The sequence below is a fragment of the Streptomyces sp. MUSC 14 genome (assembly GCF_001866675.1).
Taxonomy (GTDB): domain Bacteria; phylum Actinomycetota; class Actinomycetes; order Streptomycetales; family Streptomycetaceae; genus Streptomyces.
The window spans coordinates 62,575-88,361 of record NZ_MLYN01000021.1 but is presented as its reverse complement, the minus strand read 5'-3'; the positions used below and the strand labels follow the sequence as shown (position 1 = coordinate 88,361).

The 25,787-nt window shown below is 72.1% G+C and carries 24 protein-coding genes; 9 read left to right on the top strand and 15 right to left on the bottom strand.

What is annotated here, in order from left to right; genetic code table 11:
- The 3 genes from BIV25_RS12955 to BIV25_RS12945 all read left to right on the top strand — a co-directional run bounded on the left by BIV25_RS12955 (nt 1) and on the right by BIV25_RS12945 (nt 3,806).
- On the top strand, nt 1-795 hold the full coding sequence (locus BIV25_RS12955) for a thiazole synthase (RefSeq protein ID WP_071372416.1): 795 nt from the start codon (nt 1-3) through the stop codon (nt 793-795).
- A gap of 133 nt (nt 796-928) precedes the next feature.
- On the top strand, nt 929-2,845 hold the full coding sequence (pknB, locus tag BIV25_RS12950; RefSeq protein WP_071372415.1) for a Stk1 family PASTA domain-containing Ser/Thr kinase: 1,917 nt from the start codon (nt 929-931) through the stop codon (nt 2,843-2,845).
- A 70-nt stretch (nt 2,846-2,915) separates the two neighbouring features.
- Nucleotides 2,916-3,806 carry a deoxyribonuclease IV gene (locus tag BIV25_RS12945; protein WP_071372414.1) on the top strand — a complete coding sequence of 297 codons (891 nt, stop codon included), beginning with the start codon at nt 2,916-2,918 and terminating at the stop codon, nt 3,804-3,806.
- A gap of 22 nt (nt 3,807-3,828) precedes the next feature.
- On the opposite strand, the gene BIV25_RS12940 is transcribed toward BIV25_RS12945, so the two are convergent.
- Nucleotides 3,829-4,461, bottom strand: coding sequence for a sulfite oxidase-like oxidoreductase (locus tag BIV25_RS12940; protein WP_071372413.1), 633 nt, complete (start codon nt 4,459-4,461; stop codon nt 3,829-3,831).
- A 182-nt stretch (nt 4,462-4,643) separates the two neighbouring features.
- On the opposite strand from BIV25_RS12940, the gene bfr reads away from it, so the two are divergent.
- On the top strand, nt 4,644-5,123 hold the full coding sequence (gene bfr / locus BIV25_RS12935) for a bacterioferritin (protein ID WP_071372412.1): 480 nt from the start codon (nt 4,644-4,646) through the stop codon (nt 5,121-5,123).
- On the opposite strand, the gene BIV25_RS12930 is transcribed toward bfr, so the two are convergent.
- From BIV25_RS12930 to BIV25_RS52020, 3 genes are all read right to left on the bottom strand, one after another.
- Nucleotides 5,120-5,362: a bacterioferritin-associated ferredoxin gene (locus BIV25_RS12930; protein ID WP_071372411.1), complete on the bottom strand. Its 243-nt coding sequence runs from the start codon at nt 5,360-5,362 to the stop codon at nt 5,120-5,122. The genes bfr and BIV25_RS12930 overlap by 4 nt on opposite strands.
- A 160-nt stretch (nt 5,363-5,522) precedes the next feature.
- The gene (locus tag BIV25_RS12925; protein WP_071372410.1) at nt 5,523-6,875 is read right to left on the bottom strand and encodes a class II 3-deoxy-7-phosphoheptulonate synthase; all 1,353 of its coding nucleotides are present in this window, start codon (nt 6,873-6,875) and stop codon (nt 5,523-5,525) included.
- 117 nt (nt 6,876-6,992) lie between these two features.
- Nucleotides 6,993-8,957 carry a choice-of-anchor P family protein gene (locus tag BIV25_RS52020; RefSeq protein WP_071372409.1) on the bottom strand — a complete coding sequence of 655 codons (1,965 nt, stop codon included), beginning with the start codon at nt 8,955-8,957 and terminating at the stop codon, nt 6,993-6,995.
- A 402-nt stretch (nt 8,958-9,359) separates the two neighbouring features.
- Here BIV25_RS52020 and BIV25_RS54335 point away from each other — a divergent pair, with 402 nt between their 5' ends.
- Both BIV25_RS54335 and BIV25_RS12915 read left to right on the top strand, forming a co-directional pair.
- Nucleotides 9,360-9,422 (top strand): trp operon leader peptide, encoded by a 63-nt coding sequence (locus BIV25_RS54335; RefSeq protein WP_371273017.1) that lies wholly within the window; start codon nt 9,360-9,362, stop codon nt 9,420-9,422.
- 98 nt (nt 9,423-9,520) lie between these two features.
- A complete protein-coding gene (locus tag BIV25_RS12915; RefSeq protein WP_071372408.1) occupies nt 9,521-11,404 on the top strand; it encodes an anthranilate synthase family protein in 1,884 nt (627 codons plus the stop codon).
- Nucleotides 11,405-11,418: 14 nt separating this feature from the next.
- Here BIV25_RS12915 and BIV25_RS12910 read toward each other — a convergent pair whose 3' ends face one another.
- The 4 genes from BIV25_RS12910 to BIV25_RS12895 form a co-directional block, all read right to left on the bottom strand.
- Nucleotides 11,419-12,447, bottom strand: coding sequence for a 6-phosphofructokinase (locus tag BIV25_RS12910; RefSeq protein WP_071372407.1), 1,029 nt, complete (start codon nt 12,445-12,447; stop codon nt 11,419-11,421).
- Between the two features lie 106 nt (nt 12,448-12,553).
- Entirely contained in the window at nt 12,554-13,231 is a 678-nt protein-coding gene (locus tag BIV25_RS12905; RefSeq protein WP_071372406.1) for a response regulator transcription factor, read from the bottom strand.
- Entirely contained in the window at nt 13,228-14,451 is a 1,224-nt protein-coding gene (gene macS / locus BIV25_RS12900; RefSeq protein WP_071372405.1) for a MacS family sensor histidine kinase, read from the bottom strand. Before macS ends, BIV25_RS12905 begins: the two co-directional genes overlap by 4 nt.
- Nucleotides 14,452-14,477: 26 nt before the next feature.
- Nucleotides 14,478-15,215 carry a 1-acyl-sn-glycerol-3-phosphate acyltransferase gene (locus tag BIV25_RS12895; protein ID WP_079173315.1) on the bottom strand — a complete coding sequence of 246 codons (738 nt, stop codon included), beginning with the start codon at nt 15,213-15,215 and terminating at the stop codon, nt 14,478-14,480.
- Nucleotides 15,216-15,410: 195 nt separating this feature from the next.
- On the opposite strand from BIV25_RS12895, the gene BIV25_RS12890 reads away from it, so the two are divergent.
- Together BIV25_RS12890 and BIV25_RS12885 are read left to right on the top strand one after the other, a co-directional pair.
- Nucleotides 15,411-16,229, top strand: coding sequence for a carboxylesterase (locus BIV25_RS12890; protein WP_071372404.1), 819 nt, complete (start codon nt 15,411-15,413; stop codon nt 16,227-16,229).
- The gene (locus BIV25_RS12885; protein WP_071372403.1) at nt 16,222-16,842 is read left to right on the top strand and encodes a hypothetical protein; all 621 of its coding nucleotides are present in this window, start codon (nt 16,222-16,224) and stop codon (nt 16,840-16,842) included. Before BIV25_RS12890 ends, BIV25_RS12885 begins: the two co-directional genes overlap by 8 nt.
- Nucleotides 16,843-16,865: 23 nt before the next feature.
- Here BIV25_RS12885 and BIV25_RS12880 read toward each other — a convergent pair whose 3' ends face one another.
- From BIV25_RS12880 to BIV25_RS12855, 6 genes are all read right to left on the bottom strand, one after another.
- Entirely contained in the window at nt 16,866-17,621 is a 756-nt protein-coding gene (locus BIV25_RS12880) for an endonuclease/exonuclease/phosphatase family protein (protein WP_071372440.1), read from the bottom strand.
- A gap of 71 nt (nt 17,622-17,692) precedes the next feature.
- The gene (locus BIV25_RS12875; protein WP_071372402.1) at nt 17,693-18,646 is read right to left on the bottom strand and encodes an ROK family glucokinase; all 954 of its coding nucleotides are present in this window, start codon (nt 18,644-18,646) and stop codon (nt 17,693-17,695) included.
- Nucleotides 18,647-18,712: 66 nt separating this feature from the next.
- Nucleotides 18,713-19,276, bottom strand: a complete 564-nt coding sequence (locus tag BIV25_RS12870; RefSeq protein ID WP_071372401.1) for a DUF5304 domain-containing protein — start codon at nt 19,274-19,276, stop codon at nt 18,713-18,715.
- A 70-nt stretch (nt 19,277-19,346) separates the two neighbouring features.
- Nucleotides 19,347-20,522: an ArsA family ATPase gene (locus BIV25_RS12865; RefSeq protein WP_071372400.1), complete on the bottom strand. Its 1,176-nt coding sequence runs from the start codon at nt 20,520-20,522 to the stop codon at nt 19,347-19,349.
- Between the two features lie 54 nt (nt 20,523-20,576).
- Nucleotides 20,577-21,044, bottom strand: coding sequence for an SRPBCC family protein (locus tag BIV25_RS12860; protein WP_071372399.1), 468 nt, complete (start codon nt 21,042-21,044; stop codon nt 20,577-20,579).
- 134 nt (nt 21,045-21,178) lie between these two features.
- Entirely contained in the window at nt 21,179-22,000 is an 822-nt protein-coding gene (locus BIV25_RS12855) for a metallophosphoesterase (protein WP_256255780.1), read from the bottom strand.
- 296 nt (nt 22,001-22,296) lie between these two features.
- Between BIV25_RS12855 and BIV25_RS12850 the strand changes: the two genes are divergently transcribed.
- Nucleotides 22,297-24,132 carry a long-chain fatty acid--CoA ligase gene (locus BIV25_RS12850; protein ID WP_071372398.1) on the top strand — a complete coding sequence of 612 codons (1,836 nt, stop codon included), beginning with the start codon at nt 22,297-22,299 and terminating at the stop codon, nt 24,130-24,132.
- Nucleotides 24,133-24,160: 28 nt separating this feature from the next.
- On the opposite strand, the gene BIV25_RS12845 is transcribed toward BIV25_RS12850, so the two are convergent.
- Nucleotides 24,161-25,747 (bottom strand): GMC oxidoreductase, encoded by a 1,587-nt coding sequence (locus BIV25_RS12845; RefSeq protein ID WP_071372438.1) that lies wholly within the window; start codon nt 25,745-25,747, stop codon nt 24,161-24,163.
- Nucleotides 25,748-25,787 lie beyond the last annotated feature (40 nt).

Here is a 25,787-nt window from a genome sequence, read left to right as displayed (position 1 = left end):
ATGGCCGACGATTCGCTGGTCCTCGGGGGTACGACGTTCTCGTCGCGGCTGGTCATGGGTACGGGCGGGGCGCCCAGCCTGGAGGTGCTGGAGCGGGCGCTGATCGCCTCCGGCACGGAGCTGACGACGGTCGCGATGCGGCGGGTGGACCCCTCCGTGCACGGCTCGGTGCTGTCGGTGCTGGAGAAGCTGGGCATCCGGGTGCTGCCGAACACGGCGGGCTGTTTCACCGCCGGGGAGGCGGTGCTGACCGCGCGGCTGGCCCGGGAGGCGCTGGGCACGGACCTGATCAAGGTGGAGGTCATCGCCGACGAGCGCACGCTGCTGCCGGATCCGGTGGAGACGCTGGAGGCGGCGGAGACCCTGGTGGACGAGGGGTTCACGGTGCTGCCGTACACCAACGACGATCCGGTGCTCGCGCGGAAGCTGGAGGACGTCGGGTGCGCGGCGGTGATGCCGCTGGGCTCGCCGATCGGGTCGGGGCTCGGCATCCGCAACCCCCACAACTTCCAGCTGATCGTGGAGCACGCGCGCGTACCGGTGATTCTGGACGCGGGGGCCGGTACGGCGTCCGACGTGGCGCTGGCCATGGAGCTGGGGTGTGCCGGGGTGATGCTCGCCTCGGCGGTGACCCGGGCGCAGGAGCCGGAGCTGATGGCCGCCGCGATGAGGCACGCGGTGGAGGGCGGCCGGCTGGCCCGGCTGGCCGGGCGGATCCCCCGCAGGCACTTCGCCGAGGCGTCGTCGCCCACGGAGGGGATGGCCCGGCTGGACCCCGAGCGGCCCGCGTTCTAGGGATCTGCGCGTCTTCCCGCCCGCCCGCCCGCCTGGTCGGGCGTGCGGGAAGCGTCACAGGTCGGCTTCAGTAGCCGGCGGGAAGCGGGCTCGGAGCGGGGTTTGTCGGTCGGTCCTCGTAGACTCCCCTTTCGTGGATACGACCCTTCAGGACCCCCTCGTCGGGCAGGTGCTCGACGGCCGTTATCGCGTCGACGCGCGGATCGCCGTCGGCGGGATGGCCACGGTCTACCGGGCCCTGGACACCCGGCTGGACCGCGTTCTCGCGCTGAAGGTGATGCACCCGACGCTCGCGGCCGACGGCACCTTCGTCGAGCGGTTCATCCGGGAGGCGAAGTCGGTCGCCCGGCTCGCCCACCCCAACGTCGTCCAGGTCTTCGACCAGGGCACCGACGGGTCGTACGTGTACCTGGCGATGGAGTACGTCGCCGGCTGCACCCTGCGCGACGTGCTGCGCGAGCGGGGGGCGCTGCAGCCCCGCGCGGCCCTCGACATCCTGGAGCCCGTCCTCGCCGCGCTCGGTGCCGCGCACCGGGCCGGGTTCGTGCACCGGGACATGAAGCCCGAGAACGTGCTGATAGGCGACGACGGGCGGGTCAAGGTCGCCGACTTCGGGCTCGTGCGGTCCGTGGACACCGTGACCAGCACCACGGGCGCCGTGCTCGGGACCGTGTCGTATCTCGCGCCCGAGCAGATCGAGCAGGGCACCGCGGACCCGCGCGTCGACGTGTACGCGTGCGGCGTCGTGTTCTACGAAATGCTGACGGGGGACAAGCCGCACTCCGGGGACTCCCCCGCGCTGGTGCTCTACAAGCACATACACGAGGACGTGCCACCGCCCTCGGCGCTGGTGCCGGGGCTGGCGCCGGAGCTGGACCAGCTGGTCGCGGCGGCTACCGCGCGCACCCCTGAGGTCCGCCCGCAGGACGCCGTGGCGCTGCTCGCCCGGGTGCGCGAGGCACGCCAGGGGCTGAGCGCCGAGCAGCTGGACGCGGTGCCGCCCCAGGCGCTGTCCGCGGAGCACGACAACGCCGGGGACCGGACGAGCGTGATCCCACGCTCGCTGACGGTGCCCCGCCCACTGCCCGTGGGCGAGCACGAGTCCCTCGACGGCGTCCAGCACACCAGCCGGCTCCAGGCCCCGCCCGTGCCGCACCGCAGACGCCCCAAGCACCTGCTGCTGACCGTCGTCGCCGCCGTCCTGGTGGTGTTCGGCGTGGGCACGGGCGTCTGGTACATCAACTCCGGCCAGTTCACGAACGTCCCGCCGCTGCTGTCGAAGACCGAGGCGCAGGCGCGCGAGCGGCTGCAGGCGGCCGGGCTCGACGTCGGGCCGATCAAGCGCCAGTACAACGACGCCGTCCAGCGCGGCACCGTCATCGGCACGGACCCGGCGCCCGGCGCCCGCATCCGCGACCACGACGCGGTGGCCCTGACCGTCTCGCTGGGCCCGGAGACGGTGAACGTGCCGGACGTGACGGGCCGGCCGCTGGCCGAGGCACGCAGACTGCTGAAGGCGGACGGGCTGGAGCCGGGCATGGTCACCCGGGAGTTCAACGACAGCGTCACCGAGGGCTCCGTGATCGGCACGACCCCGCAGGCGGGCACCAAACGGCACGCGGGTTCCGCGATCGCGCTGGTGGTCAGCAAGGGCAGCCCGATCGACGTCCCGGACGTCACCGGCGACGACCCGGCAGACGCCCGGCAGACGCTGACCGGCGCCGGGCTGAAGGTCGTGATCGCGCCCGACCGGATCAACTCCGAGCACGACAAGGGCAAGGTGGCCCGGCAGAGCCCCAGCGACGGCAGCCAGGCCGCGGCGGGCGACACGGTGACGCTGACGCTGTCCAAGGGCCCGCAGATGGTCCAGGTGCCGGATGTGACCGGGGACAGCGTGGACGACGCGCACAAGGCGCTGGAGGGCGCGGGCTTCAAGGTGAGCGAGGACCGCGGTCTGCTCGGGCTGTTCGGGGACACCGTGCAGAAGCAGTCGGTGAAGGGCGGCGGCATGGCGCCCAAGGGCTCGACGATCACGATCACCATCCGGTGACCGTGATCTGTGCGGGGGTCTGACGGGGACCGTGGTCCGGCGGCCGGGGCGGGCATGACACCCTGAACGGGTGAGTCCCCAGCAGTCGCCTCCCCGTGTCCCCCTGCCCCGCAACCCCGTCGGCGGGCACGTGCCCGTGGCCGGCGGTCTGCACACGGTCGGGCTGTCGTACGCCCGCAGGCTGAAGGCGGAGACCGTGCAGGTCTTCGTGGCCAACCCGCGCGGCTGGGCCACGCCCGCCGGCAACCCGAAGCAGGACGAGGCGTTCCGCGCGGCCTGTGCCGAGGAGTCGATCCCGGCGTACGTCCACGCCCCCTACCTGATCAACTTCGGCTCCCACACCGAGGCGACCGTGGAGCGGTCGGTTCAGTCGCTGCGGCACTCGCTGCGGCGCGGACGGGAGATCGGCGCGCTGGGCGTGGTCGTGCACACCGGAAGCGCGACCGGCGGGCGCGAGCGGTCGGTGGCGCTGCGGCAGGTGCGCGAGCGCATGCTGCCGCTGCTGGACGAGCTGACCCACGACGACGACCCGTTCCTGCTGCTGGAGTCCACGGCCGGGCAGGGCGCCTCGCTGTGCTCGCGGACCTGGGACTTCGGGCCGTACTTCGAGGCGCTGGACGCCCATCCGAAGCTGGGCGTGTGCCTGGACACCTGCCACGTGTTCGCCGCCGGCCACGACGTGACCGGCCCGAACGGCATGCACCAGACCCTGGACCTGCTGGTGGACACGGTCGGCGAGGGGCGGCTGAAGCTGGTCCACGCCAACGACTCCCAGGACGTGGTGGGCGCGCACAAGGACCGGCACGCGAACATCGGCGCCGGACACATCGGCGAGGATCCGTTCCGGGCGCTCATGACCCATCCGGCGACCGAGGGCGTGCCCCTGGTCATCGAGACGCCCGGCGGCCCGGAGGGGCACGCGGCGGACGTGGAGCGGCTGAAGAAGCTGCGGGACGCGTAGCCTCCGCATCGGCCGCCGAGGGCTACAGTTCCGGGCCCTCTCCCGGTTCCTCCTGGTAGGAGTAGCGCTGTTCCTTCCAGGGGTCGCCGATGTTGTGGTAGCCGCGCTCCTCCCAGAAGCCGCGGCGGTCGGCGGTCATGTACTCCACGCCCCGGACCCACTTCGGGCCCTTCCAGGCGTACAGGTGGGGGACGATCAGGCGGACCGGGAAGCCGTGCTCGGCGGTGAGCAGCTCGCCGTCCTTGTGGGTGGCGAAGATCGTGCGGTCGGAGGCGAAGTCCGACAGACGCAGGTTGGAGCTGAAGCCGTACTCCGCCCAGACCATCACATGGGTGACGTCCGGCGCCGGCGGGGCCAGGTCCAGGATCGCGGCGGCCGGGACGCCGCCCCACTCGGCGCCGGTCATGCTGAACTTCGTCACGCAGTGCAGATCGGCCACCACGGTGGTGTATGGCAGGGCCGTGAACTCCTCGTGGCCCCAGGTGTGCTTGTCGCCGTCCGCGGTGGCGCCGAAGACCCGGAACTCCCAGCGCTCGGGGCGGAACTTCGGGACGGGTCCGTAGTGGGTGACCGGCCAGCCACGCTGGAGCCGCTGACCCGGCGGGAGCTCGGACCCTGCCGCCGCTCCAGACTCTCGCTCCACCGGATGACCCATGTAACCATCCTGACAGACCTCGGGCAGTGCCCTTGACCATCCCTCCAGCACCTCCGCGAACCGGACACGAGGCATCAAGTCAGGGCGAACTTACTAAGTATCCACTTACTGGACGATCTTCGTTGCCGATGCAATCATGCGGCCGCACACCTCCCCCGTCCCCCGTGGAAGGAGCCGCTGCGATGCAGGGCGACCCCGAGGTCATCGAGTTCCTCAACGAGCAGCTCACCGGCGAGCTGACCGCGATCAACCAGTACTTCCTGCACGCGAAGATGCAGGAGAACTTCGGCTGGTACAAGCTCGCCAAGTACACCCGGCACGAGTCGTTCGACGAGATGAAGCACGCGGAGGTGCTGACCGACCGGATCCTGTTCCTGGAGGGGCTGCCGAACTACCAGCGGCTGTTCCACGTCCGCGTCGGCCAGAGCGTGAAAGAGATGTTCGAGGCGGACCGGCAGATCGAGGTGGAGGCGATCGACCGGCTCAAGCGCGGCATCAAGGTCATGCGCGAGAAGGGCGACATCACGTCCGCGAACATCTTCGAGGACATCCTCGCCGACGAGGAGAACCACATCGACTATCTCGACACCCAGCTGGAACTGGTCGAGAAGCTCGGCGAGGCGCTCTACATCGCGCAGCTCATCGAGCAGCCGGAGAGCTAGGCCGCTTCCGCGATCCCCGGTGTCGTCGGCAGTTCGGCCAGGACCGGCCTGCCCTGGTCGGCCAGCTCGCGGCGGGGGCAGGCGCCGCGGCCGAGGAGGGCCTGGATGCGGCGGACGCAGGAGCCGCAGTCCGTGCCCGCCTTGCAGGCGGAGGCTATCTGGCGGGGGGTGCAGGCACCGCCCTCCGCGTGCTGCTTGACCTGGTCCTCGGTGATACCGAAGCAGCTGCACACGTACACGCGGATTCACCTCCCGACGGGATTTCCGTATAGGCGCCATCCCCGTGATCGGTGAGGCAAACCTAACCTTACCCGTCGGGCAGGGCCCGCAAAAGTGGGGAGGGGCGCGGATCGCATGTGATCCGCGCCCCAGATCGCCCCGGGCCTGTCAGCAGGCCGGTCACTGGTCCCGGTACATCTCCGCGACCAGGAAGGCCAGGTCGAGCGACTGACTGCGGTTCAGCCGCGGGTCACAGGCCGTCTCGTAGCGCTGGTGCAGGTCGTCGACGAAGATCTCGTCGCCGCCGCCCACGCACTCGGTGACGTCGTCGCCGGTCAGCTCCACGTGGATGCCACCCGGGTGGGTGCCGAGGCCCTTGTGGACCTCGAAGAAGCCCTTGACCTCGTCGAGCACGTCGTCGAAGCGGCGGGTCTTGTGCCCGGAGGCCGCCTCGAAGGTGTTGCCGTGCATCGGGTCGGTCACCCAGGCCACCGTCGCACCGGACGCCGTGACCTTCTCGACCAGCTCGGGGAGCTTGTCGCGGATCTTGTCGGCGCCCATCCGGACGATGAAGGTCAGCCGGCCCGGCTCCCGCTCGGGGTCGAGGCGGTCGATGTACTTCAGCGCGTCCTCGGCCGTCGTCGTCGGGCCGAGCTTGATGCCGATCGGGTTGCTGATCCGCGAGGCGAACTCGATGTGCGCCCCGTCCAGCTGGCGGGTGCGCTCGCCGATCCAGACCATGTGGCCCGAGACGTCGTACAGCTTGCCGGTGCGGGAGTCGACCCGGGTGAGGGCGGACTCGTAGTCCAGCAGCAGCGCCTCGTGCGAGGAGAACAGCTCGACGGTCTTGAACTCCTCCGGGTCCGTGCCGCAGGCCCGCATGAAGTTCAGCGCGCTGTCGATCTCCCGCGCGAGCTGCTCGTAGCGCTGGCCCGACGGCGAGGTCCGCACGAAGTCCTGGTTCCAGGCGTGCACCTGGCGCAGGTCCGCGTAACCGCCGGTGGTGAAGGCACGCACCAGGTTCAGCGTGGACGCCGAGGCGTTGTACATGCGCTTCAGGCGCTCGGGGTCCGGGATCCGGGACTCCGGCGTGAAATCGAAGCCGTTGACGGAGTCGCCCCGGTACACCGGGAGGGTCACGCCGTCGCGGGTCTCCATCGGCTTGGAGCGCGGCTTGGAGTACTGCCCCGCGATCCGGCCGACCTTCACCACGGGCACGGCGGCCGCGTAGGTGAGGACGGCACCCATCTGGAGCAGCGTCTTCAGCTTGTTGCGGATGTGGTCCGCGGACACCGCGTCGAAGGCCTCGGCACAGTCGCCGCCCTGGAGGAGGAACGCCTCTCCCTTGGCGACGGCCGCCATCCGGGCGCGCAGCTGGTCGCACTCGCCCGCGAAGACGAGCGGCGGATACGACTCGAGGTCCGCGATCACTGCGCGCAGAGCCTCAAGGTCGGGGTACTCGGGCTGCTGCGCCGCGGGCAGGTCTCGCCAGGTGTTGCCAGCGCTCGCGCTGGTCTTAGCGTTCACGGTCACTCTCTACACCTTACGGGGTGCGGTCACGGACCCCCTCATTCGCTCATCAAGTGAGACGCATCCCGCCCGGATGTGGGAAACGGGCCCCCGCGCACAGGGGCCCGTTCCCGGCGGCGGTCAGCCGCAGTTGTGCGCCGCCGAGGTGCTGGACGCGACGACCACGTCCACCCCCGGGGCGGTCAGGTGCACGGCGTTGACGGTGAGGCCGCCGTCCGCCGTCCTGACCTGCTCGTTGACCACGAGCCTGGCGCCCACGACACCGAGGTCGACGGACTCGTTCACGCTGCCGTCGATCGTGACCGGGACACCGGCCACGGTGAGCGTGAGGTCCGTGCTGCCGGACACCGCGCTGCAGGTGCTGGTCGAGACCGCCTTGATCCCGGACACCTTGAGGACGGGCAGACCCGGCAGGCCGACCGTGGCCTCCTCCAGGGACGCCGTGGAGGTGGCGCCGCCGGGTCCGGTCTTGGTGTCGACCCGGGCGCACAGCGTCTTCGAGGAGAGCACGAGCGCGTTGATGTCGGCCGTGCAGGGCGGGGCCGTGCTGCTCGCGCCCGCGGTGCGCACGGTGCCCGTGTCGGGCGTCGGCGGGACGGACACCACCGGCAGGCCGAGCAGCGAGACGTCGGCCGACAGGCCGTAGGCCCGCCCGGTGACGTACTGGAGCCGCGCGGTGCCGGTGACCTCGGCGGGCAGGTAGCCGTCGTCGCCGGCGAAGGACGCCTTGACCGGGACGGTCGCGTCGGCGGTCAGCGGGGCGTCGACCGAGGCGATGGTGCACGTCGCCGCACCCTGGGCGTCCGTCGTGCCGTCGCAGGTCTGGGTGCCGAGCGCGAAGCTCACCTTCCTGCCGGCGACGGGTGCGCCGGCGTCGGTGGTGAGGGTCGCGGACAGGGTGGCCGGGGAGCCGTCGGAGACGGTCTTCGGGCCGGTGTAGGCGAGCTTCGTCGTCTTCTTCTGCGGGGGCGGCGGAGGCGTGCTGCCCGTTCCCACGTCGATGAAGTCGCGGTCGATGCCGATCGAGACGCCGCCGTGGCTCTCGGTCAGATCACCCGCGTACTGGTGGACGCGCTGGTGGTCGGCCCAGAGGTTCGCCGGGATCGCCGGGTCGTCGGTCGTCGCCCGGTCGTTCCAGCGGGCCGTGTCGATCACGTCGGGCAGGGTGATCCTGCCTGCCGCCGCGACGAGGTCGGGGGTCAGGGACGCCCCGCCGCCGTACGCGCCGGAGCGGTAGCCCAGGTCGTGCAGCCGCTTGGTCCAGGCGTCGAGGTAGGCGAGCACCCGGGAGGTGTTGTCGCCGCCGGGCGGGTAGTTCTCCATGTTCTCGTAGATCACCGAGCCCGCGCCGAGCCCCAGCGCCTTCGCCTGCGCGACCGCGTCGTCGGCGGCCGCGCTGCCCTGCGGGGCCGGGTCGGTGATGACCGAGCAGTGGCCGCCGCAGCTGCCCGCGTCGGCGGTGGCCTGCTTGCCGACGTAGATCGGGAGGAAGCGCCACCCGTTCGTGTACTGGGTCTGCACCCACTGGGCGTCGAGGTTCGCCTGGGAGCAGCCGCGGTTCTCGCCCCCGATGTAGACGCCGACGGCGCCGTAGCCGGAGGAGCCCTTCCAGGCGTTCATCGCCGCCTGGCTCGGGGCGGCACAGGCGTCGAAGCCGTTGCCCTGGTACGAGGTCGCGTCGGCCGGTACGGCGAGCGCGGCCGGCGCGGCGGGCGGCGCCGCGGTCCGCGCCGAGGCCACCGGCAGCCCGGCACCGGCGAGCACCCGCCGGATCCCGGCAGGGTCGGTGCCGTAGCCGGCCGTGACGGTGATGCCGGCGGCGGTCGCGCTGTACGTCCGGGAGGTGGGGTTCTCGGTGACGGCGGCCTTGGTGGCGTTCGAGGGCCGGACGAGCAGCGCCTCGGTGCGGCCGGTCACGTCGGCGGGGCAGTCCTGCCGGGCGCCCGGTGTGCCGAGGTACACCGCGTGCCGGTCGAAGCGGACGCAGGTGGCCGGATTCTTGTCGAGGTCGACGACTTTCCAGTCGGCGGGCACGGTGAACGTGTGCCCCCGGTAGTGGATCGCGGTGGTGCCGCCGCCGGTCACGTCCGGTGCGGTGGCGGCCTGTGCGGTCGCGAGCGGTGCGGCGCCGAGAGCTGCCGCGGCGGCGAGGACGGTCAGCGCCCGGACGGCGCGCCGTCTCGTCCGCGGACGCGGCCCTGAGGACAGTGATGTGGAAATGACTTTCTCCTCCCCCGTGGGACGAAAGCGGTCCGGGGGAAGACTGGGAGCCAGATCGTGTACGCGTCAATAAATGACGCTCAATTGCCGGTTTTTTCGGCCTACTTCCACTTGCGGAGCGTCGGCGCGCCGGGCGTGGGGGCGCTGTGGGGACGGCGTGAAGCAGCCGGTCGCCGGGCGCGGGCAGGGCTGGATCCAGCCTCCGGGACGCGGGTGTCGGGCGGATGAACCCGCCAAGGCTTGGCCGGATCGGGTAGGGTGCCGGACATGTTCGCGCACTCGACCATGAACCAGGACTGGTGGTGGACCGCTCATCCGGCGGCCCACTGACTGCGCGTACCCACACTTCGCGAAGGCCGCCCGAGGGGCGGCCTTCGGCGTTTCCAGGGCCGGGCCGCTCCTCCCACCGCACGAGGAACCGAGGAGCCATGGACCTGACCCGACTGCTGGACGACGACCGCCCGTTCGCCCTTCTGCGCCGCCGCGCACCGGGCCGCGACCACGACATGGTCGAGCTGCTGCGCGGCCCCGTCACGGCCCGCGACCGGCTGGCCGACCTGCCCGACGAGGGCCTGGCGCTGGTCCCGTTCCGGCAGATCCGCGAGCGCGGCTTCGACGTCCGCGACGACGCCACCCCGCTGCTGGTGCTGGCCCCCGAGGAGTCGTACGAGATCCCGCTGGAGCAGGCCCTGGAGCAGCTGCCCGGGCACGAAGTCCGGGTCGAGGACGGCGGGTTCGACATCGAGGACGAGGAGTACGCCGGGATCGTCGGGCGGGTGCTGGCCGAGGAGATCGGCCGGGGCGAGGGCGCCAACTTCGTGATCCGGCGGACGTACGAGGGCCAGGTCCCGGGTTTCGGGCGCGCGGACGCGCTGGCGCTGTTCCGCCGGCTGCTCGCGGGCGAGCGGGGCGCGTACTGGACGTTCGTGGTGCACACCGGGGACCGCACGCTGGTCGGGGCCAGCCCCGAGGTGCATGTGCGGATGTCGGGCGGGACGGTCGTGATGAACCCGATCAGCGGGACGTACCGCTATCCCGCCGAGGGCCCGACCCCGGAGCACCTCCTCTCCTTCCTCGCCGACGGCAAGGAGATCGAGGAACTGTCGATGGTCGTCGACGAGGAACTGAAGATGATGTGCACGGTCGGCGACATGGGCGGGGTCGTCGTCGGACCGCGGCTGAAGGAGATGGCCCATCTCGCGCACACCGAGTACGAGTTGCGCGGGAAGTCGTCGCTGGACGCGCGGGAGGTGCTGAAGGAGACGATGTTCGCGGCGACCGTGACCGGCTCGCCGGTGCAGAACGCCTGCCGGGTCATCGAGCGGTACGAGCCCGGCGGCCGGGGCTACTACGCCGGTGCGCTGGCGCTGCTCGGCCGGGATTCCGGGGGCGCGCAGACCCTGGACTCGCCCATCCTGATCCGCACGGCCGACATCGGCGCGGCCGGCCGGCTGCGGGTCGGGGTCGGCGCGACGCTGGTGCGCGGTTCGGATCCGGCGAGCGAGGTCGCGGAGACCCACGCGAAGGCGGCGGGCGTGCTGGCGGCGCTCGGGGTGCGTGCGGCCCGGCCGCGCGCGGAGCGGGAGGCGCCCCGGCTGGCCGACGATCCGCGGGTGCGGGCCGCGCTGGACGGGCGGCGGTCCTCGCTGGCCCCGTTCTGGCTGCGGATGCAGGAGCGGCTGCCCTCGCTCGACCGGCACGCCCTGGTCGTGGACGCCGAGGACACCTTCACGGCGATGCTGGCGCACGTGCTGCGCTCGGGCGGCCTGGAGGTGAGCGTCCGGCGCTACGACGAGCCGGGGCTGCGGGCGGCGGTGCTCGCGCACGAGGGTCCCGTCGTGCTGGGCCCCGGCCCCGGCGATCCGGCCGACCCGGCCGACCCGAAGATGCGGTTCCTGCGGGAGCTGACGGCGACCGTGCTGCGGGAGCACCGGCACGGGGTGCTCGGCGTCTGCCTCGGGCACGAGCTGATCGCGGCCGAACTGGGCCTGGACATCGTGCGGAAGGAGGTGCCGTACCAGGGGGCGCAGACGGCCGTGGACCTGTTCGGGCGCGAGGAGACGGTCGGCTTCTACAACAGCTTCGTCGCCCGCTGCGACGACGAGGCGGCCCGGGAGCTGGCCGCGCACGGCGTCGAGGTGAGCCGGGCCGGGAACGGCGAGGTCCATGCCGTGCGGGGCCCGGGCTTCGCGGGCGTGCAGTTCCACCCGGAGTCGGTGCTCAGCCTGAACGGGGTGGCGATCGTGCGGGAGTTGATCGGCGGGCCCCGTCCTCGGACGCCGGACGGCCTGCCCTGTGCCGACCGGCGCTGAGGACGCGCCCTCGCTCAGCCGAAGAAGACCCCGACCTCCGTGTACAGCTCCGGGTTCACCGTCTTCAGCCGCGCGGTGGCCTCGGCCAGCGGGACGCGGACGATGTCGGTGCCGCGCAGGGCGACCATCGTGCCGTAGTCGCCGTCGTGGACGCAGTCGACGGCGTGCAGGCCGAAGCGGGTGGCGAGCCAGCGGTCGAAGGCGCTGGGGGTACCGCCGCGCTGGACATGGCCGAGGACGGTGGTGCGGGCTTCCTTCCCGGTGCGCCGCTCGATCTCCTTGGCCAGCCACTCGCCGACCCCGGAGAGCCGCACGTGTCCGAAGGAGTCGAGCGAGCCGTCCTTCAGCACCATGTCGCCGTCCCTGGGCATGGCGCCCTCGGCGACGACCACGATCGGCGCGTACGACGCCCGGAAGCGGGAGGTCACCCAGGCGCAGACCTGCTCGACGTCGAAGCGCTGCTCGGGGATGAGGATGACGTTGGCACCGCCGGCCAGGCCCGAGTGCAGGGCGATCCAGCCGGCGTGCCGGCCCATCACCTCCACCACCAGCACCCGCATATGGGACTCGGCGGTGGTGTGCAGCCGGTCGATGGCCTCGGTGGCGATGTTGACGGCGGTGTCGAAGCCGAAGGTGTAGTCGGTGGCCGACAGGTCGTTGTCGATCGTCTTGGGCACCCCGACGCAGGGCACCCCGTACTCGCCGGACAGCCGGGCCGCGACGCCCAGGGTGTCCTCGCCGCCGATCGCGATGAGGGCCTGGACGTCCAGTTTGGCCATGTTGTCCTTGATCCGGCGGATCCCGTTCTCCTCCTTCAGGGGATTGGTGCGCGAGGAGCCGAGGATGGTGCCGCCACGGGGCAGGATGCCGCGCACCGTGGGGATGTCGAGGCGGACGGCGCGGCCTTCGAGGGGGCCGCGCCAGCCGTCCCGGAAGCCGGTGAAGTCATAGCCGTACTCCTGCACGCCCTTGCGGACGATGCCCCGGATGACCGCGTTGAGCCCGGGGCAGTCACCGCCTCCGGTCAGTACTCCGACCCGCATGGAACAGTCCCTTCGCCACGGTTTCCTGACATTTGGTCACGCTAACGGTGACTCAGGTCACACCGGGAGGGGCGGGACGGGTGATTCCGGGGCGCGAAAAGGGGGCTTACTCGTCGTCGAGGCCGCGCTCGATGGCGTAGCGCACCAACTCGACCCGGTTGTGCAGCTGAAGCTTGCCGAGGGTGTTCTGGACGTGGTTCTGCACCGTGCGGTGGGAGATGACGAGGCGTTCGGCGATCTGCTTGTAGCTCAGGCCCTTGGCGACCAGACGCAGCACCTCGGTCTCCCGGTCCGTCAGCCGGGGCGCGCCGGGCTCGTCGGCGCCCTGGGCGGGGGCCGGTTCGGAGGCGAGGCGGCGGTACTCGCCGAGGACCAGTCCGGCGAGGCCCGGCGTGAACACCGGGTCGCCGACGGCGGTACGGCGCACGGCGTCGAGCAGTTCCTCGGTGGAGGCCGACTTCAGCAGATAGCCGGTGGCCCCGGACTTCACGGCCTCCAGGACGTCGGCGTGCTCACCGCTCGCGGACAGCACGAGGACGCGCAACGCCGGGTTGTGGCCGACCAGTTCCTTGCACACCTGGACGCCGGGCTTGGCCGGCAGGTTGAGGTCCAGGACGAGGACGTCGGGCGTGGCGGCCCTGGCGCGGCGGACCGCCTGCTCGCCGTCGCCGGCGGTGGCCACGACCTCGAAGCCGGACTCGGCCAGGTCACGGGCGACCGCGTCGCGCCACATGGGGTGGTCGTCCACCACCATGACCTTGATCGGGTCCTGCTGCTCGCTCATCGACGCCCTGCCTTCGCGTTCTTCGGTACTTTCAGTTCGACCTCCGTGCCCTGCCCGGGGACGGAGAGGAGTTCGGCGCTGCCGCCGAGGTCGCGCAGCCGGCCGCGGATCGACTGGGCGACCCCGAGCCGCCCCTCGCTCTCGGCCTGCGCGAGCCGGCCCTCCGGGATGCCGGGGCCGTCGTCCCGGACGGTCACGACGATCTCGTCCGGCTCGTCCTCGACCAGGATCCAGGCCCGGGCGTCCTCGCCCACGTGCCGGCGCACGTTGTCCAGGGCGGCGCCGACCGCCGCGGCCAGCTCCCGGGCCGCCGGGGGTGGCAGTGGCACCGGGGCGCCGGGCTCGGCGAGGCTGACCCGGCCGCACGCGTAGGGGGCGAGCAGGGCGCGCAGATCGACGCCGCCGCCGGCACCTTCCTCGCCTTCCTCGTCGGGTACCTCCACCATCCGCACGACGGCCCCTTCGGCCGCGTCCTCCGACACCCGGGACACCGGCACCAGCCCGCCCGAGACCAGCGTGCGCAGCGCCACCTCCTGCTCCCCGGCCAGCCGGCCCAGCTCGGCCGCCTCGCCGCCGAGGGCCGTACCGCGGCGCTTGACCATCGCCAGCACCTGGAGCACGCCGTCGTGGATGTCCCGGGCCAGCCGCTCCCGCTCGCGGGTCGCGGCCTCGATCTCCAGGGCCCGCGCGAGGGTGCGCTCGGAGGCGCGGGCGACCTCGACGACGTAGCCGATGCCGAGGGAGGCGACCCAGAGGAGGATCAGGCTGTGCACGGTGTCCCGGGCGGGATGCCCGCGTTCGACCAGGTTGGCCAGCGCGACCGGTGTGGCGGCGACCGCGGCCCAGCGCCAGCCGCCCTTGATCGCGAAGGCCAGCACCGCACCGCCGGTCCATATCGACGGCAGTGTGGGGCCGCCCGCGATCCGCTGGTGGCTGTCGGCGAGCGAGGTGAGCAGGACGCCGGTGAGGGCGATGACCAGGTCGGCGGCGAGGAAGGGCTTGGTGCAGCTCGCCGCGTTGCGCACGCGCGGCAAGGTGGCGAGCGTCCAGACGAACAGGACCGCCAGGTAGCCGACGGCGACCCAGGGGCGCACGTAGAGGTCGTACCTGGTGACGCACAGGCCGATGGCGTAGAGCATGGTCAGGACGCGGTAGCCGGCGAGCGCACGCCACAGCGGCAGCTCGACCGACATCCGCAGGACGCGCTCGCGCTTCGGCATCTCCCCGGCTCCCCCCGGCCCCTCGGTCAGGCCTCCTGGGCCTCTTCCTTCTTCCCGGCCTCCATGGCCTTCTCCGCCTCCTTGGCCGACTTCGCCGCGTCCGCGATCTGCCGCTTGGCCGCGGTCGCGTACATGTCGACGTACTCCTGGCCGGAGAGCTTCATGATCTCGTACATGACCTCGTCGGTCAGGGCGCGCAGGACGAAGCGGTCGTGCTCCATGCCGGCGTAGCGGCCGAAGTCCAGCGGCTTGCCGATCCGGATGCCGGGGCGCATGAGCTTCGGCATCACCTTGCCGGGCGGCTGGATCTTCTCCGTGTCGATCATCGCCACGGGGATCACCGGCGCGCCGGTGGCGAGCGCCACGCGCGCGAGGCCGCCGGGCTTGCCCCGGTAGAGCCGGCCGTCGGGCGAGCGGGTGCCCTCGGGGTAGATGCCGAACAGCTCGCCGCGCTCCAGCACCTCGATGCCGCTCTTGATCGCGGCCTCGCCGGCGCCGCGCGCCCCGGAGCGGTCCACCGGAAGCTGTCCGACGCCCTTGAAGAAGGCCGCGGTCAGCCGGCCCTTGACGCCCGGGGTGGTGAAGTACTCGGCCTTGGCGATGAAGGTGACCTTGCGGTCCAGCACCGCGGGCAGGAAGAACGAGTCCGAGAAGGACAGGTGATTGCTCGCCAGAATCGCCGGGCCCTCGGCCGGGATGTTCTCCAGTCCCTCCACCCAGGGCCTGAAGGCGACCTTCAGCGGCCCGCCGATGGCGACCTTCATCGTGCCGTACAACACCCGTGTGCCTCCCGTTTCCGTCGAACAGACCTTAACCCGGAGGACCGTCAATGGGCCCGACGACCCTGGTCGGTGTCAGTGCGGTCGCGTACGGTGAAGCACATCCACGTATTTCTTCCTTCTTGCCCCAGCCGGCCGTCGGGCCGCCGGAGCACCGTCCCAAGGACAGGAGAGTCGAAGGTGCCGGTTCTCCCCGGAGCTGAGCCGTACCGCCACGAGGGCGGGGAGGTGGGCGTCCTCCTCTGCCACGGCTTCACCGGCTCGCCCCAGTCGCTGCGCCCCTGGGCGGAGCACCACGCGGCCCACGGCCTGACCGTGTCCCTGCCGCTGCTGCCCGGCCACGGCACCCGCTGGGAGGACATGCAGGTCACGACGTGGCAGGACTGGTACGCGGAGGTGGACCGCGAGCTGCGCGCCCTCTCCGAGCGCTGCTCCCGGGTGTTCGTCCTCGGCCTGTCGATGGGCGGCGCGCTGGCCCTGCGGCTCGCCGCGCTGCACGGCGTGCGGGTCACGGGCGCCGTGGTCGTCAACCCGGCGAACAAGGTGCACGGCCTGTCGGCGTACGCCCTTCCGGTGGCCCGGCATCTCGTGCGCACGACGAAGGGCATCGCCAGCGACATCGCCCAGGAGGGCGCGGCCGAGGTGGGCTACGACCGGGTGCCGCTGCACTCCGCGCACTCGCTGCGGCAGTTCCTGCGCCGGGTGGACGGCGAGCTGCCCCAGGTCACCCAGCCGCTGCTGCTGCTGCACAGCGCACAGGACCATGTCGTCCCGCCCGCCGACTCGGCCCGGGTGCTGAGCCGGGTGTCGTCCACGGACGTCACCGAGATCGTGCTGGAACAGAGCTACCACGTGGCGACGTTGGACAAGGACGCGGACCGGATCTTCGAGGAGAGCCTCGCGTTCATCGAACGGCTCGCGCCCGGTGCCGGCAAGGACGGCATCGGTAAGGACGGTGTCGGCAAGGACGGCAAGGAAGGGACGGCCGCAGTTGGCTGAGCACGACTCGGACCGTGAGGGTCGCGAGCCGGACGAGCAGGGCGTGCCCTTCGACGAGGACGCCGCCTGGCAGGCCATCGTCGCCGGGTACGGCGAGGAGCCACCGGACCCGCCGGGCGCAAGGCCCTTCAGGTCGGTGGAGGACCTCGCGCTGCCGGAGACGGCCGCCGAGGACCCCGACGACACGGCGCAGGGCCCGGCGAAGGACACGCCGGCGGACGGCAAGGGCGAGGGGGACGGCCCCGCCGGTGCACCGCCGGTACGGCCGCTCGGCAGCTCGATCACCTTCGCCCCCGGTGTCGGCGGCGGCCCGCGCGACTACACGACCACGCGGCCCTCCGACAACGACTTCGACGAGGACGACGAGGGCCACTTCGTCCCGCCGGAGCCGCCCCCGCTGCCGGCCGCCGACACCACCGCGAAGTTCGGCTGGCTCGGTGTCGTCGGCGGCCCGGTGCTGCTCCTGCTGGCGGTACTGCTGGGCTGGGACATGACGTGGTGGCTGACCACGCTGGGCATCGGCGGCTTCCTCGGCGGCTTCGCCACGCTGGTGATGCGGATGCGCACGGACGACGACGAGGACGACGACCCGGGGCGGGGCGCGGTCGTCTGAGCGCTGCACAGGCGCCGGGCGGCTCAGCCGGCCGGGACCCTGAGGGCGGCCAGGACCGGAAGGTGGTCCGTGGCCGCGATCAGGCCGGAGCGGGTGACGCCCGGCTGGTGAAGCGGCACCCCGCAGCCGAGCACGTCGATGCCCTTCGTGGCGAAGATCGCGTCGATACGGCGGTGCGGCTCGCTGTGCCGCCAGGTCTCCTCGCCGCCCCAGGGGGCGACGGCCCGGCAGTCCTGGAGGGTGCCGGAGAGCAGCCGGAAGGCGGGGCCGTCGGGGCCCTCGTTGAGGTCGCCGCCCGCGACGGCGTGCGCCACGCCCAGACCGGCGAGGCGGTCGAGGAGCAGGCCGGCCTGCGCGTACCGCTCTTCCCTGTCCAGGCTCAGATGGCCGCTGATCACTCCCAGCCGGGCGCCGCCGAACCGGACCACCGCGGTGGCGAGGCCGCGCCGGTGGCGGCCGGGGGTGAGGGGCAGCAGGACGTCCTGCGTGCGCTCGACGGTGGCCCGCAGCGAGCAGAGGATCGCCGGGCCCGCCGCCGTGGCGCCGCCGGTGAGGATCACCTGGCCGCTGGCCGCCGCGAGCCGGGCGAGCTTCTTGCGCCAGCGGAAGAAGCGGGGGGCCTCCTGGACGAGGACCAGGTCGGGCGCACAGGCGGAGATGACTCCGGCCAACGCGTCCGTGTCGTCCCGCATCGAGCGGATGTTGTAGCTCAGGACGCGGATGACCGCCGAACCGTCGGGTTCCGTACGGGAGTTGGGAAGGAGCGTGCTGGTCGCCATGCCGATCAACATACGACGATGCCCGCCGTCCCGGGAGCGGACGCGGCGGGCACTGTCGCAGGACGGCTTCGCTACATGATCGGGTCCGGCTCCCGGGCCAGGTCCGCCGCGCCCACCAGACCCGCCTTGTTGCCGAGCTGGGCCGCGATGACGTCGGCCACCGGGCGCCAGTTGCCGCCGACCAGCCAGCGCTTGTAGGACTTGCGGATCGGGTCGAGGACCAGTTCGCCCTCGTCGGAGAGGCCGCCGCCGACGATGAACGCCGATGGGTCGAAGAGGGAGGCCAGGTCGGCGAGGCCCGCACCGGCCCAGCGGGCCAGCTCGCGGTAGGAGTCGACGGCCACCGGGTCGCCCTGGCGGGCGGCCATGGAGATGTGCTTGCCCTCGATGCCGTCGGGGGTACCGTCGCCCAGCGACAGCAGCAGCTCGGCGTTCTCGGGGGTGGCGTTGGCGCGCTGCTTGGCGTAGCGGACCAGGGCGCGGCCGGAGGCGTACTGCTCCCAGCAGCCCTGCGAACCGCAGCCGCACAGCAGGCCGTCCGGGACCATCCGGATGTGGCCGAACTCGGCGGCCACGCCGAAGTGTCCGCGGCGCAGCTTGTTGCCGATGATGATGCCGCCGCCGAGGCCGGTGCCCAGCGTGATGCAGATGACGTTGCGGTGGCCCTTGCCCGCGCCGAACCTGTACTCGCCCCACGCCGCAGCGTTGGCGTCGTTCTCGACCACGACCGGGAGGCCCACGCGGGCCTCGACCTTCTCCTTCAGCGGCTCCTGGCGCCAGTCGATGTTCGGCGCGAAGTAGACCGTGGAGCGCTGCCGGTTCACGTAACCGGCGGCGCCGATGCCCACGCCGACGATCTCGTGCCCGGCCCGTGCGCCCTCGACGGCAGCGGCGATGGCGTCCACGATGCCCTCGGGCGTGCCCGGGGTCGGCACCTGGTGGGTCGAGAGGATGTTGCCTTCCTCGTCGACCACACCGGCCGCGATCTTGGTACCGCCGATGTCGACGCCGATGGTGAGTCCCATGAATCCCTCAGTTCGGTCGAGCCCCGCTACGGCCAACCGTACCCGAGGCCCTGCCGGGAAAGCGCTTCAGTCCAGGTCGATCCGCTCCCCCGGACCGGTGCCCTCGCCCGGGTCCCGCCGCTCCCCCCGGTCGGCCCGTCCGTCGGCCCGTCCCTCGCCGGTCAGGTCGTCGGCGGTGCGCGCGGTCCAGCGCTGCTCCTGGCCCTGGACGGCGGAGCGGTAGGCGGCCAGCAGCTCGCCGCCGGCCGCGGCCAGGTGGTCGAAGACGTCCGGGTTGCGCTCCATGACCGGCTCGACGGCGGCCTTGGCCTGCTGGACGACCTGCCGTACCACCTGCTGGGCGGCGGGTCCGGCGAGGCCGCCGAGCAGGGGGGACTGGAGGCCGGACAGCTTGTCGGCCACCGTGTCCACGAACTTCTTCAGCTCCTCGGCGGCCGAACCCGGCTGCGGGCCGTGCTCGGCGCGGCGGCGGGCCTTCTCGGCGGCGAGGTCCTCGGCACAGGCCGTGGCCCAGGCGTCGGCGTCGGTCGCCCGGCCTTCCCTCCCGTGCTCCTCTTTCCCGTACGCGGCGTGCGCGTCATGCGCATCGTGCGCGTCGTACGAGTCGGCTGCGGGGCGCTCTTCGCTCATGGCGGACTCCTGACTACGGTTCGCCTCTACGACGTTACCCGAACGGGCGTACCCGGTTCATCGCCCCCGTTCAGCGGCTCGCGGCGGGCCACAGGTCGGGGTCCGGGGCGAAGCGGATGCGCAGCTCGCCCTCGCGCAGCGCGGCCCCGGCGACGGTGCAGCGGCGCAGGGCGGAGGGCAGCGGGACGATCCGGCGGAACGGGCCCGCGCTGATCACGAGTTCGTCACCGCGCCGGATCAGGTCCAGTTCCTCCCGTATCGCGCCGGGCAGCGGGAGGTGCCAGACGAGCACGCCGTCCTCGGCGATCCGGTCGGTGACGGGCCACCCGACCGGGGCGGACGACGGGTTGACGGGGGGTACGGCGAGGGCGCCGAGGTCGTCGCCGCCGCGCGGGTCGCGGCCCAGGTGGGGGACGGCCTGGACGTCGTACGGCAGCTCCCGCCAGTCGTCGAGGGCCTTGCGCTGCTGGGCGAGGAGCCCGGCCGGCCAGCTCTCCGGCGCGGTCTCGGGCAGGGCGCGGTTGGCGAGCAGGGCCTCGACGGGCAGGCCGCGCAGGGCGAGGCCGAGGCCGGCGGTGCGCAGGGCGTCGGCACCGGCCGGACCGGGCTCGGCGACCAGGCGTACGGCGGTCGCGCGGTCGGTGAGGACGGCCTCGACGGCGGCCAGTTCGACGTCCCAGCGGGCCGCCGTCTCGTACAGCCAGTCGGCGGGCATGGGTACGCCGGCCAGCCGGCCGAGGACGGGGCGCAGGGCACGGGCGGCCTGCCGCTCGGGCGGCAGCAGCCGGCGCAGATAGCGGCGCAGTTCCTCGGGCAGACCGAGCAGGGCGAGGGCCTGCGGGAGAGGCGGGAGGTCGACGACGAGGAGGTCGTAGCGCTCGCTGAGGGCGGCGTCCCGCAGGGCGCGCAGGAAGGACAGCTCCTCGGCGCCGGGCAGCGGGGTGACCTCCTCGGCGTCCAGGCGGGCGGCGCCGAGCAGGTCGAGGACGTTCGCGGCGCGGGACTGGAAGGCGGTGAGGTCCGCACGGAAGCGGCCGGTGGCGTCGGGGCGCCAGGTGGTGAGGTGCGGCGCGGCCTCCCGCGGTGCCGGTCCTGTCGGGGAGCCCAGGGTCGCGCCGGGGGTGTCGGTGCGGTCGGCGCTCAGCAGGAGGGTCCGGGTGCCCGCGCGGGCGGCGGTGAGCGCGGTCGCGGCGGCGATCGTGGTACGACCGCTGCCGCCGGGGCCCGTGATCAGGATGGTGCGCATAGGGGTGAACGCTACCGGTGCCCGGCGGGCGGCTCCGCGTGTGCGGTCGGGGGGCTACTTCTCCCCCGGCGCCTCTCCTGGCGCCTCTCCCGACTCCACCCGCTTCTTCAGACCGGCCAGCGCCCGGTCGATGATGACCTTCTCGGCCTTGCGCTTGATCATGCCGAGCATGGGGATCTTGACGTCGACGGTGAGGCGGTAGGTGACCTCGGTGGCGCCCTGGCCGGCCGGCTTCAGGAGGTAGGAGCCGTCCAGGGAGCGGAGCATCTGGGACTTCACCAGGCTCCAGGAGACCTCGTTGTCGCCGGTCCAGGTGTAGCCGAGGATCTGGTCGTCCTTGATGGCGCCGGCGTCCATGACGAGGCGGACCTGCTCGGCGCGGCCCCGCGCGTCGGTCTCCAGGACCTCGGCCAGCTTCACCTCGCCGGTCCAGTCCGGGTAGCGCGCGAAGTCGGCGATCACCGCCATGACGTCGGCCGGTGCCGCCTCGATCGTGATGCTCGAGCTGGTGTGTTCCGCCATCGCCGTGGCTCCTCCAGATGCGGGCCGTACTGAGATCGTCGTGCGCACGTGTGTGCAGCGTGAAGGCTACCGCGCCACCGGCCTGCCGCCTTCACCCCGTCTCCCGCACCCCCGGCCGACCGGCCACGGGCCGCTCACCATTCGAGCGCCCACGGCGTGCCCGACCCCGCGAAGTGCCCCACGTTCACGCATTCCGTCGCGCCGATCCGCATCCGGCGCACGAGCGGCTGATGGACGTGCCCGAAGAGCGAATAGCGGGGCCTGGTGCGGTGGATGGCGGCCAGCAGGGCGCGGCTGCCGCGTTCGAAGCGGCGGGCGACGGTGTCGTAGACCAGCTCGGGGACCTCCGGCGGGATGTGCGTGCACAGCACGTCGACCTCGCCGACCGCCTCGATCTTCGCCGCGTACTCCTCGTCGTCGATCTCGTACGGCGTCCGCATGGGCGTCTTCAGGCCGCCGCCCACGAAGCCGAAGACGCGGCCGCCGATCTCCACCCGCTCGCCGTCGAGGACCGTGGTGCCCGGGCGGGCGTACTCGCGCCACAAAGGCGGCATGTCGACATTGCCGTAGGTGGCGTACGTCGGGGTGGGGAACGCGGCGAACATCTCGGCGTACTGCTTGCGCACGGCCTTCTCGATGGCGCCGGCCCGGTCGGCGCCGATGCCGGCCCACAGCCGCGCGCCCAACTCACGGGCCTCCTCGAAGCGGCGGGCGGTGCGCAGCTCGACGATCCGGTCCGCGTTCTCCTCGCCGAACAGGTCGGGGAAGATCCCGCGCGAGTGGTCGGCGTAGTCAAGGAAGAGGACGAGGTCGCCGAGGCAGATCAGGGCATCGGCACCCTCGCCCGCCCGCGCCAGGGCCTCGGCGTTGCCGTGCACGTCGCTGATGACGTGTATGCGCGTGCCGCGCGCCCCACGCGGGCTCGCGGGTCGGTTTCCGGACGGTGTGGATGCCATGGCGATCAAGCGTAGGCCTGTGCGATGTGCGTGAACAGTGGCGGTCGGGCCTGCGGTTACTGGCCGGTCGGTTCAGCCGTGGACTACTGTGCGCGAAGGAACGTCAGCCTGTGTGACGCAGCGAACATCTCGCCGGGACCCCCTGTCGGGAACGGCATACCGGCGGGTAACGTCCGGGCAGTCCAGTCGTGCTCCGGATTTCAGCCACCGAAGCCCCGAGCACCAGCCCGAGCCTTGGACCACTCCGTCGCATCACACAGTGTCGTGGCGTCGGCGCCCTATGAGGAGCAGCAGTCTTGCGCGAGTTCAGCCTTCCGGCTTTGTACGAGGTCCCTGCGGACGGCAATCTGACCGACATCGTCCGCAGAAACGCCGCGCAGCATCCCGACGTCGCCGTCATCGCCCGCAAGGCGAGCGAAGCGAGGTGGGGGTCCCCCCGGACGGAGTCCGGGGGAGGCACCTGGCAGGACGTGACGGCCCGGCAGTTCCTGGCCGAGGTGCACACCGCCGCCAAGGGCCTCATCGCCGCCGGGGTGCAGCCGGGCGACCGGGTGGGCCTGATGTCCCGCACCCGCTACGAGTGGACACTGCTGGACTTCGCGATCTGGAGCGCGGGCGCGGTCACCGTGCCGGTGTACGAGACCAGCTCGCCGGAGCAGGTGCAGTGGATCCTGTCCGACTCGGGCGCGACCGCGTGCGTCGTGGAGCAGGCGGGCCACGCCGCCGCCGTGGAGTCGGTGCGCGAGTCGCTGCCCGCCCTCAAGCACGTCTGGCAGATCGACGCCGGGGGCGTGGAGGAGCTGGGCCGGCTCGGCCAGGACGTCTCGGACCAGACGGTCGAGGAGCGCAGCTCGCTCGCCTGCGCCGACGACCCGGCCACCATCGTCTACACCAGCGGGACGACCGGCCGCCCCAAGGGCTGTGTGCTCACCCACCGCAGCTTCTTCGCCGAGTGCGGCAACGTCGTCGAGCGGCTGCGGCCGCTGTTCCGCACCGGCGAGTGCTCGGTGCTGCTCTTCCTGCCCCTCGCGCACGTCTTCGGACGGCTCGTGCAGATCGCCCCGATGATGGCGCCGATCAAGCTGGGCTGCGTCCCGGACATCAAGAACCTCACCGACGAACTGGCCGCGTTCCGGCCGACGTTGATCCTCGGTGTGCCGCGCGTCTTCGAGAAGGTCTACAACTCCGCGCGCGCCAAGGCGCAGGCGGACGGCAAGGGCAGGATCTTCGACAAGGCGGCCGACACCGCGATCGCCTACAGCAAGGCGCTGGACACCCCGTCGGGCCCGTCGCTCGGCCTGAAGATCAAGCACAAGACCTTCGACAAGCTGGTCTACAGCAAGCTGCGCGCGGTCCTCGGCGGCCGGGGCGAGTACGCCATCTCCGGCGGCGCCCCCCTCGGCGAGCGGCTCGGCCACTTCTTCCGCGGCATCGGCTTCACGGTGCTGGAGGGCTACGGCCTGACCGAGTCCTGCGCGGCGACCGCGTTCAACCCCTGGGACCGGCAGAAGATCGGCACGGTCGGCCAGCCGCTGCCCGGCTCGGTGGTGCGCATAGCGGACGACGGCGAGGTGCTGCTGCACGGCGAGCACCTGTTCAAGGAGTACTGGAACAACCCGGGCGCGACGGCCGAGGCGCTGGCCGACGGCTGGTTCCACACCGGTGACATCGGCACCCTGGACGAGGACGGCTACCTCAGGATCACGGGCCGCAAGAAGGAGATCATCGTCACCGCCGGCGGCAAGAACGTCGCCCCGGCCGTGATCGAGGACCGCATCCGGGCGCACGCGCTGGTCGCGGAGTGCATGGTGGTGGGCGACGGGCGGCCGTTCGTGGGCGCGCTGGTCACCGTCGACGAGGAGTTCCTGGGCCGCTGGGCCGAGGAGCACGGCAAGCCGGCGGGCTCCACCGCGGCGTCGCTGAAGGACGACCCGGACCTGAACGCGGCGATCCAGGCGGCCGTCGACGACGGCAACGCCGCGGTGTCGAAGGCGGAATCGGTGCGGAAGTTCCGCATTCTGTCCTCCCAGTTCACGGAGGAGTCGGGCCACCTCACCCCGTCGCTGAAGCTCAAGCGGAACGTGGTGGCGAAGGACTACGCGAACGAGATCGAGGCGATCTACGCGAAGTAGCGGGAGTAGCACGTCTCCTGACGGAGCATCATGGCGCGGTGTCCTCGGCGAGGACCCGCGCCATCGTGCGTTCGGCGAGCGCGGTGATGGTGACGAACGGGTTCACGCCGATGTTGCCGGGCACGAGTGAGCCGTCGGTGACGTAGAGGTGGTCGTACCCCTTCACCCGGCCGTAGTCGTCGGTCGCCTTTCCGAGGACGCAGCCGCCGAGCGGGTGGTAGCAGAAGTCGTCGGCGAAGACCTTGCTCGCGGAGCCGAACAGGTCGTAGCGGTAGATGGTGGCGTTGGCCAGGTTGATCCGGTCGAACAGGTTCCTGGCCATGTTCACCGAGACCGCGCTCTGGGCGGGGGTCCAGCCGAGCTTCACCGTGCCGGAGGCGGAGTCGTAGGTGAACGAGGCCCGTTCGGGGTTCTTGGTGATCGCCAGATAGAGGCTCACCCAGTGTTCGAACCCCATGGGCAGCGGGGCGATCTCGGCGAAGACGGGGTTGGCGGTGTTGGCCCAGTCGTCGATGCCCAGCACCGGCATGGTGGCCTGGTTCGCGCCGACGGTGTCCCAGACGTGGTTGGCGCGGCCGAGCATGGTGTTGCCGTTGGTGCCCCAGCCGGCGCCGACGTCGGCGGTCAGGGCGGGCAGGGTGCCGGTGTCCCGGGCGCGGACGAGGAGTTCGGTGGTGCCGAGGCTGCCGCCGCCGAGGAAGAGGTACGTGCAGCTGTACTGCCTGGTCTCCACGACGGTGCCGGTGGCGTCGATCCGGTCGGCGGTCAGGACGTACGACCCGTCGCCGGCCCGGCTGACGGACCGCACCTTCTCCAGGGTGTGGATCGTGACGTTCCCGGTGCCGAGGGCGGCGGCCAGGTAGGTCTTGTCGAGGCTGCGCTTGCCGTGGTTGTTGCCGTAGATGACCTCCCCGGCGAGCGCCGACCTCACGGCCGTGCCGGCGGCCTCCTGCTGCATGTAGCCGAAGTCGTAGACGTTCGGCACGAAGGTGGTCTTCAGGCCCGCGTTGCCGGCGGCCTTGCGGGAGGTGCGGGCGAACCGGTACCACTCGGTGGACTCGAACCAGGCCGGGTCGACGGTGTTGACGCCGAGCACGGCGCGGGCGCGCGGGTAGTAGGTGCCGTACATCTCGTCGGCGTCGACGGTCGGGAACTGCTCGGCGAAGTAGGACTTCACGGGCGTGACCGCCATGCCGCCGTTGACGAGCGAGCCGCCGCCGACGCCCCGGCCGACGTAGACGGACATGTTGTCGTAGTGCACGCGGTCCAGGACGCCGGGGTACGGGCTGATGTCCTTGTTGACCACGTCCAGCCAGAGGAAGGTGGCGAGCGGGGCCTCGGTGCGGGTGCGGAACCACATGGAGCGCTGGTCGGGGGCGAGGGTGGAGCAGAACACCCTGCCGTCGCCGCCGGCGGTGTTCCACAGCTGCCCCATCTCCAGGACGAGGGTCCTGATCCCGGCCTGGCCGAGCCGGAGCGCGGCGACGGCACCGCCGTAGCCCGAACCGACCACGATGGCGGGCGCGTTGTCGACGGCGGCCGGTTCGGCGGCCTGCGCGGACTGGAGACCGATGCGGGTGAGACCGGCCGTGGCGGCGGTCTGGAGGGCGATCATGCCCAGGATGTGACGTCTGCTCAGCTGACGCTGCATCAGT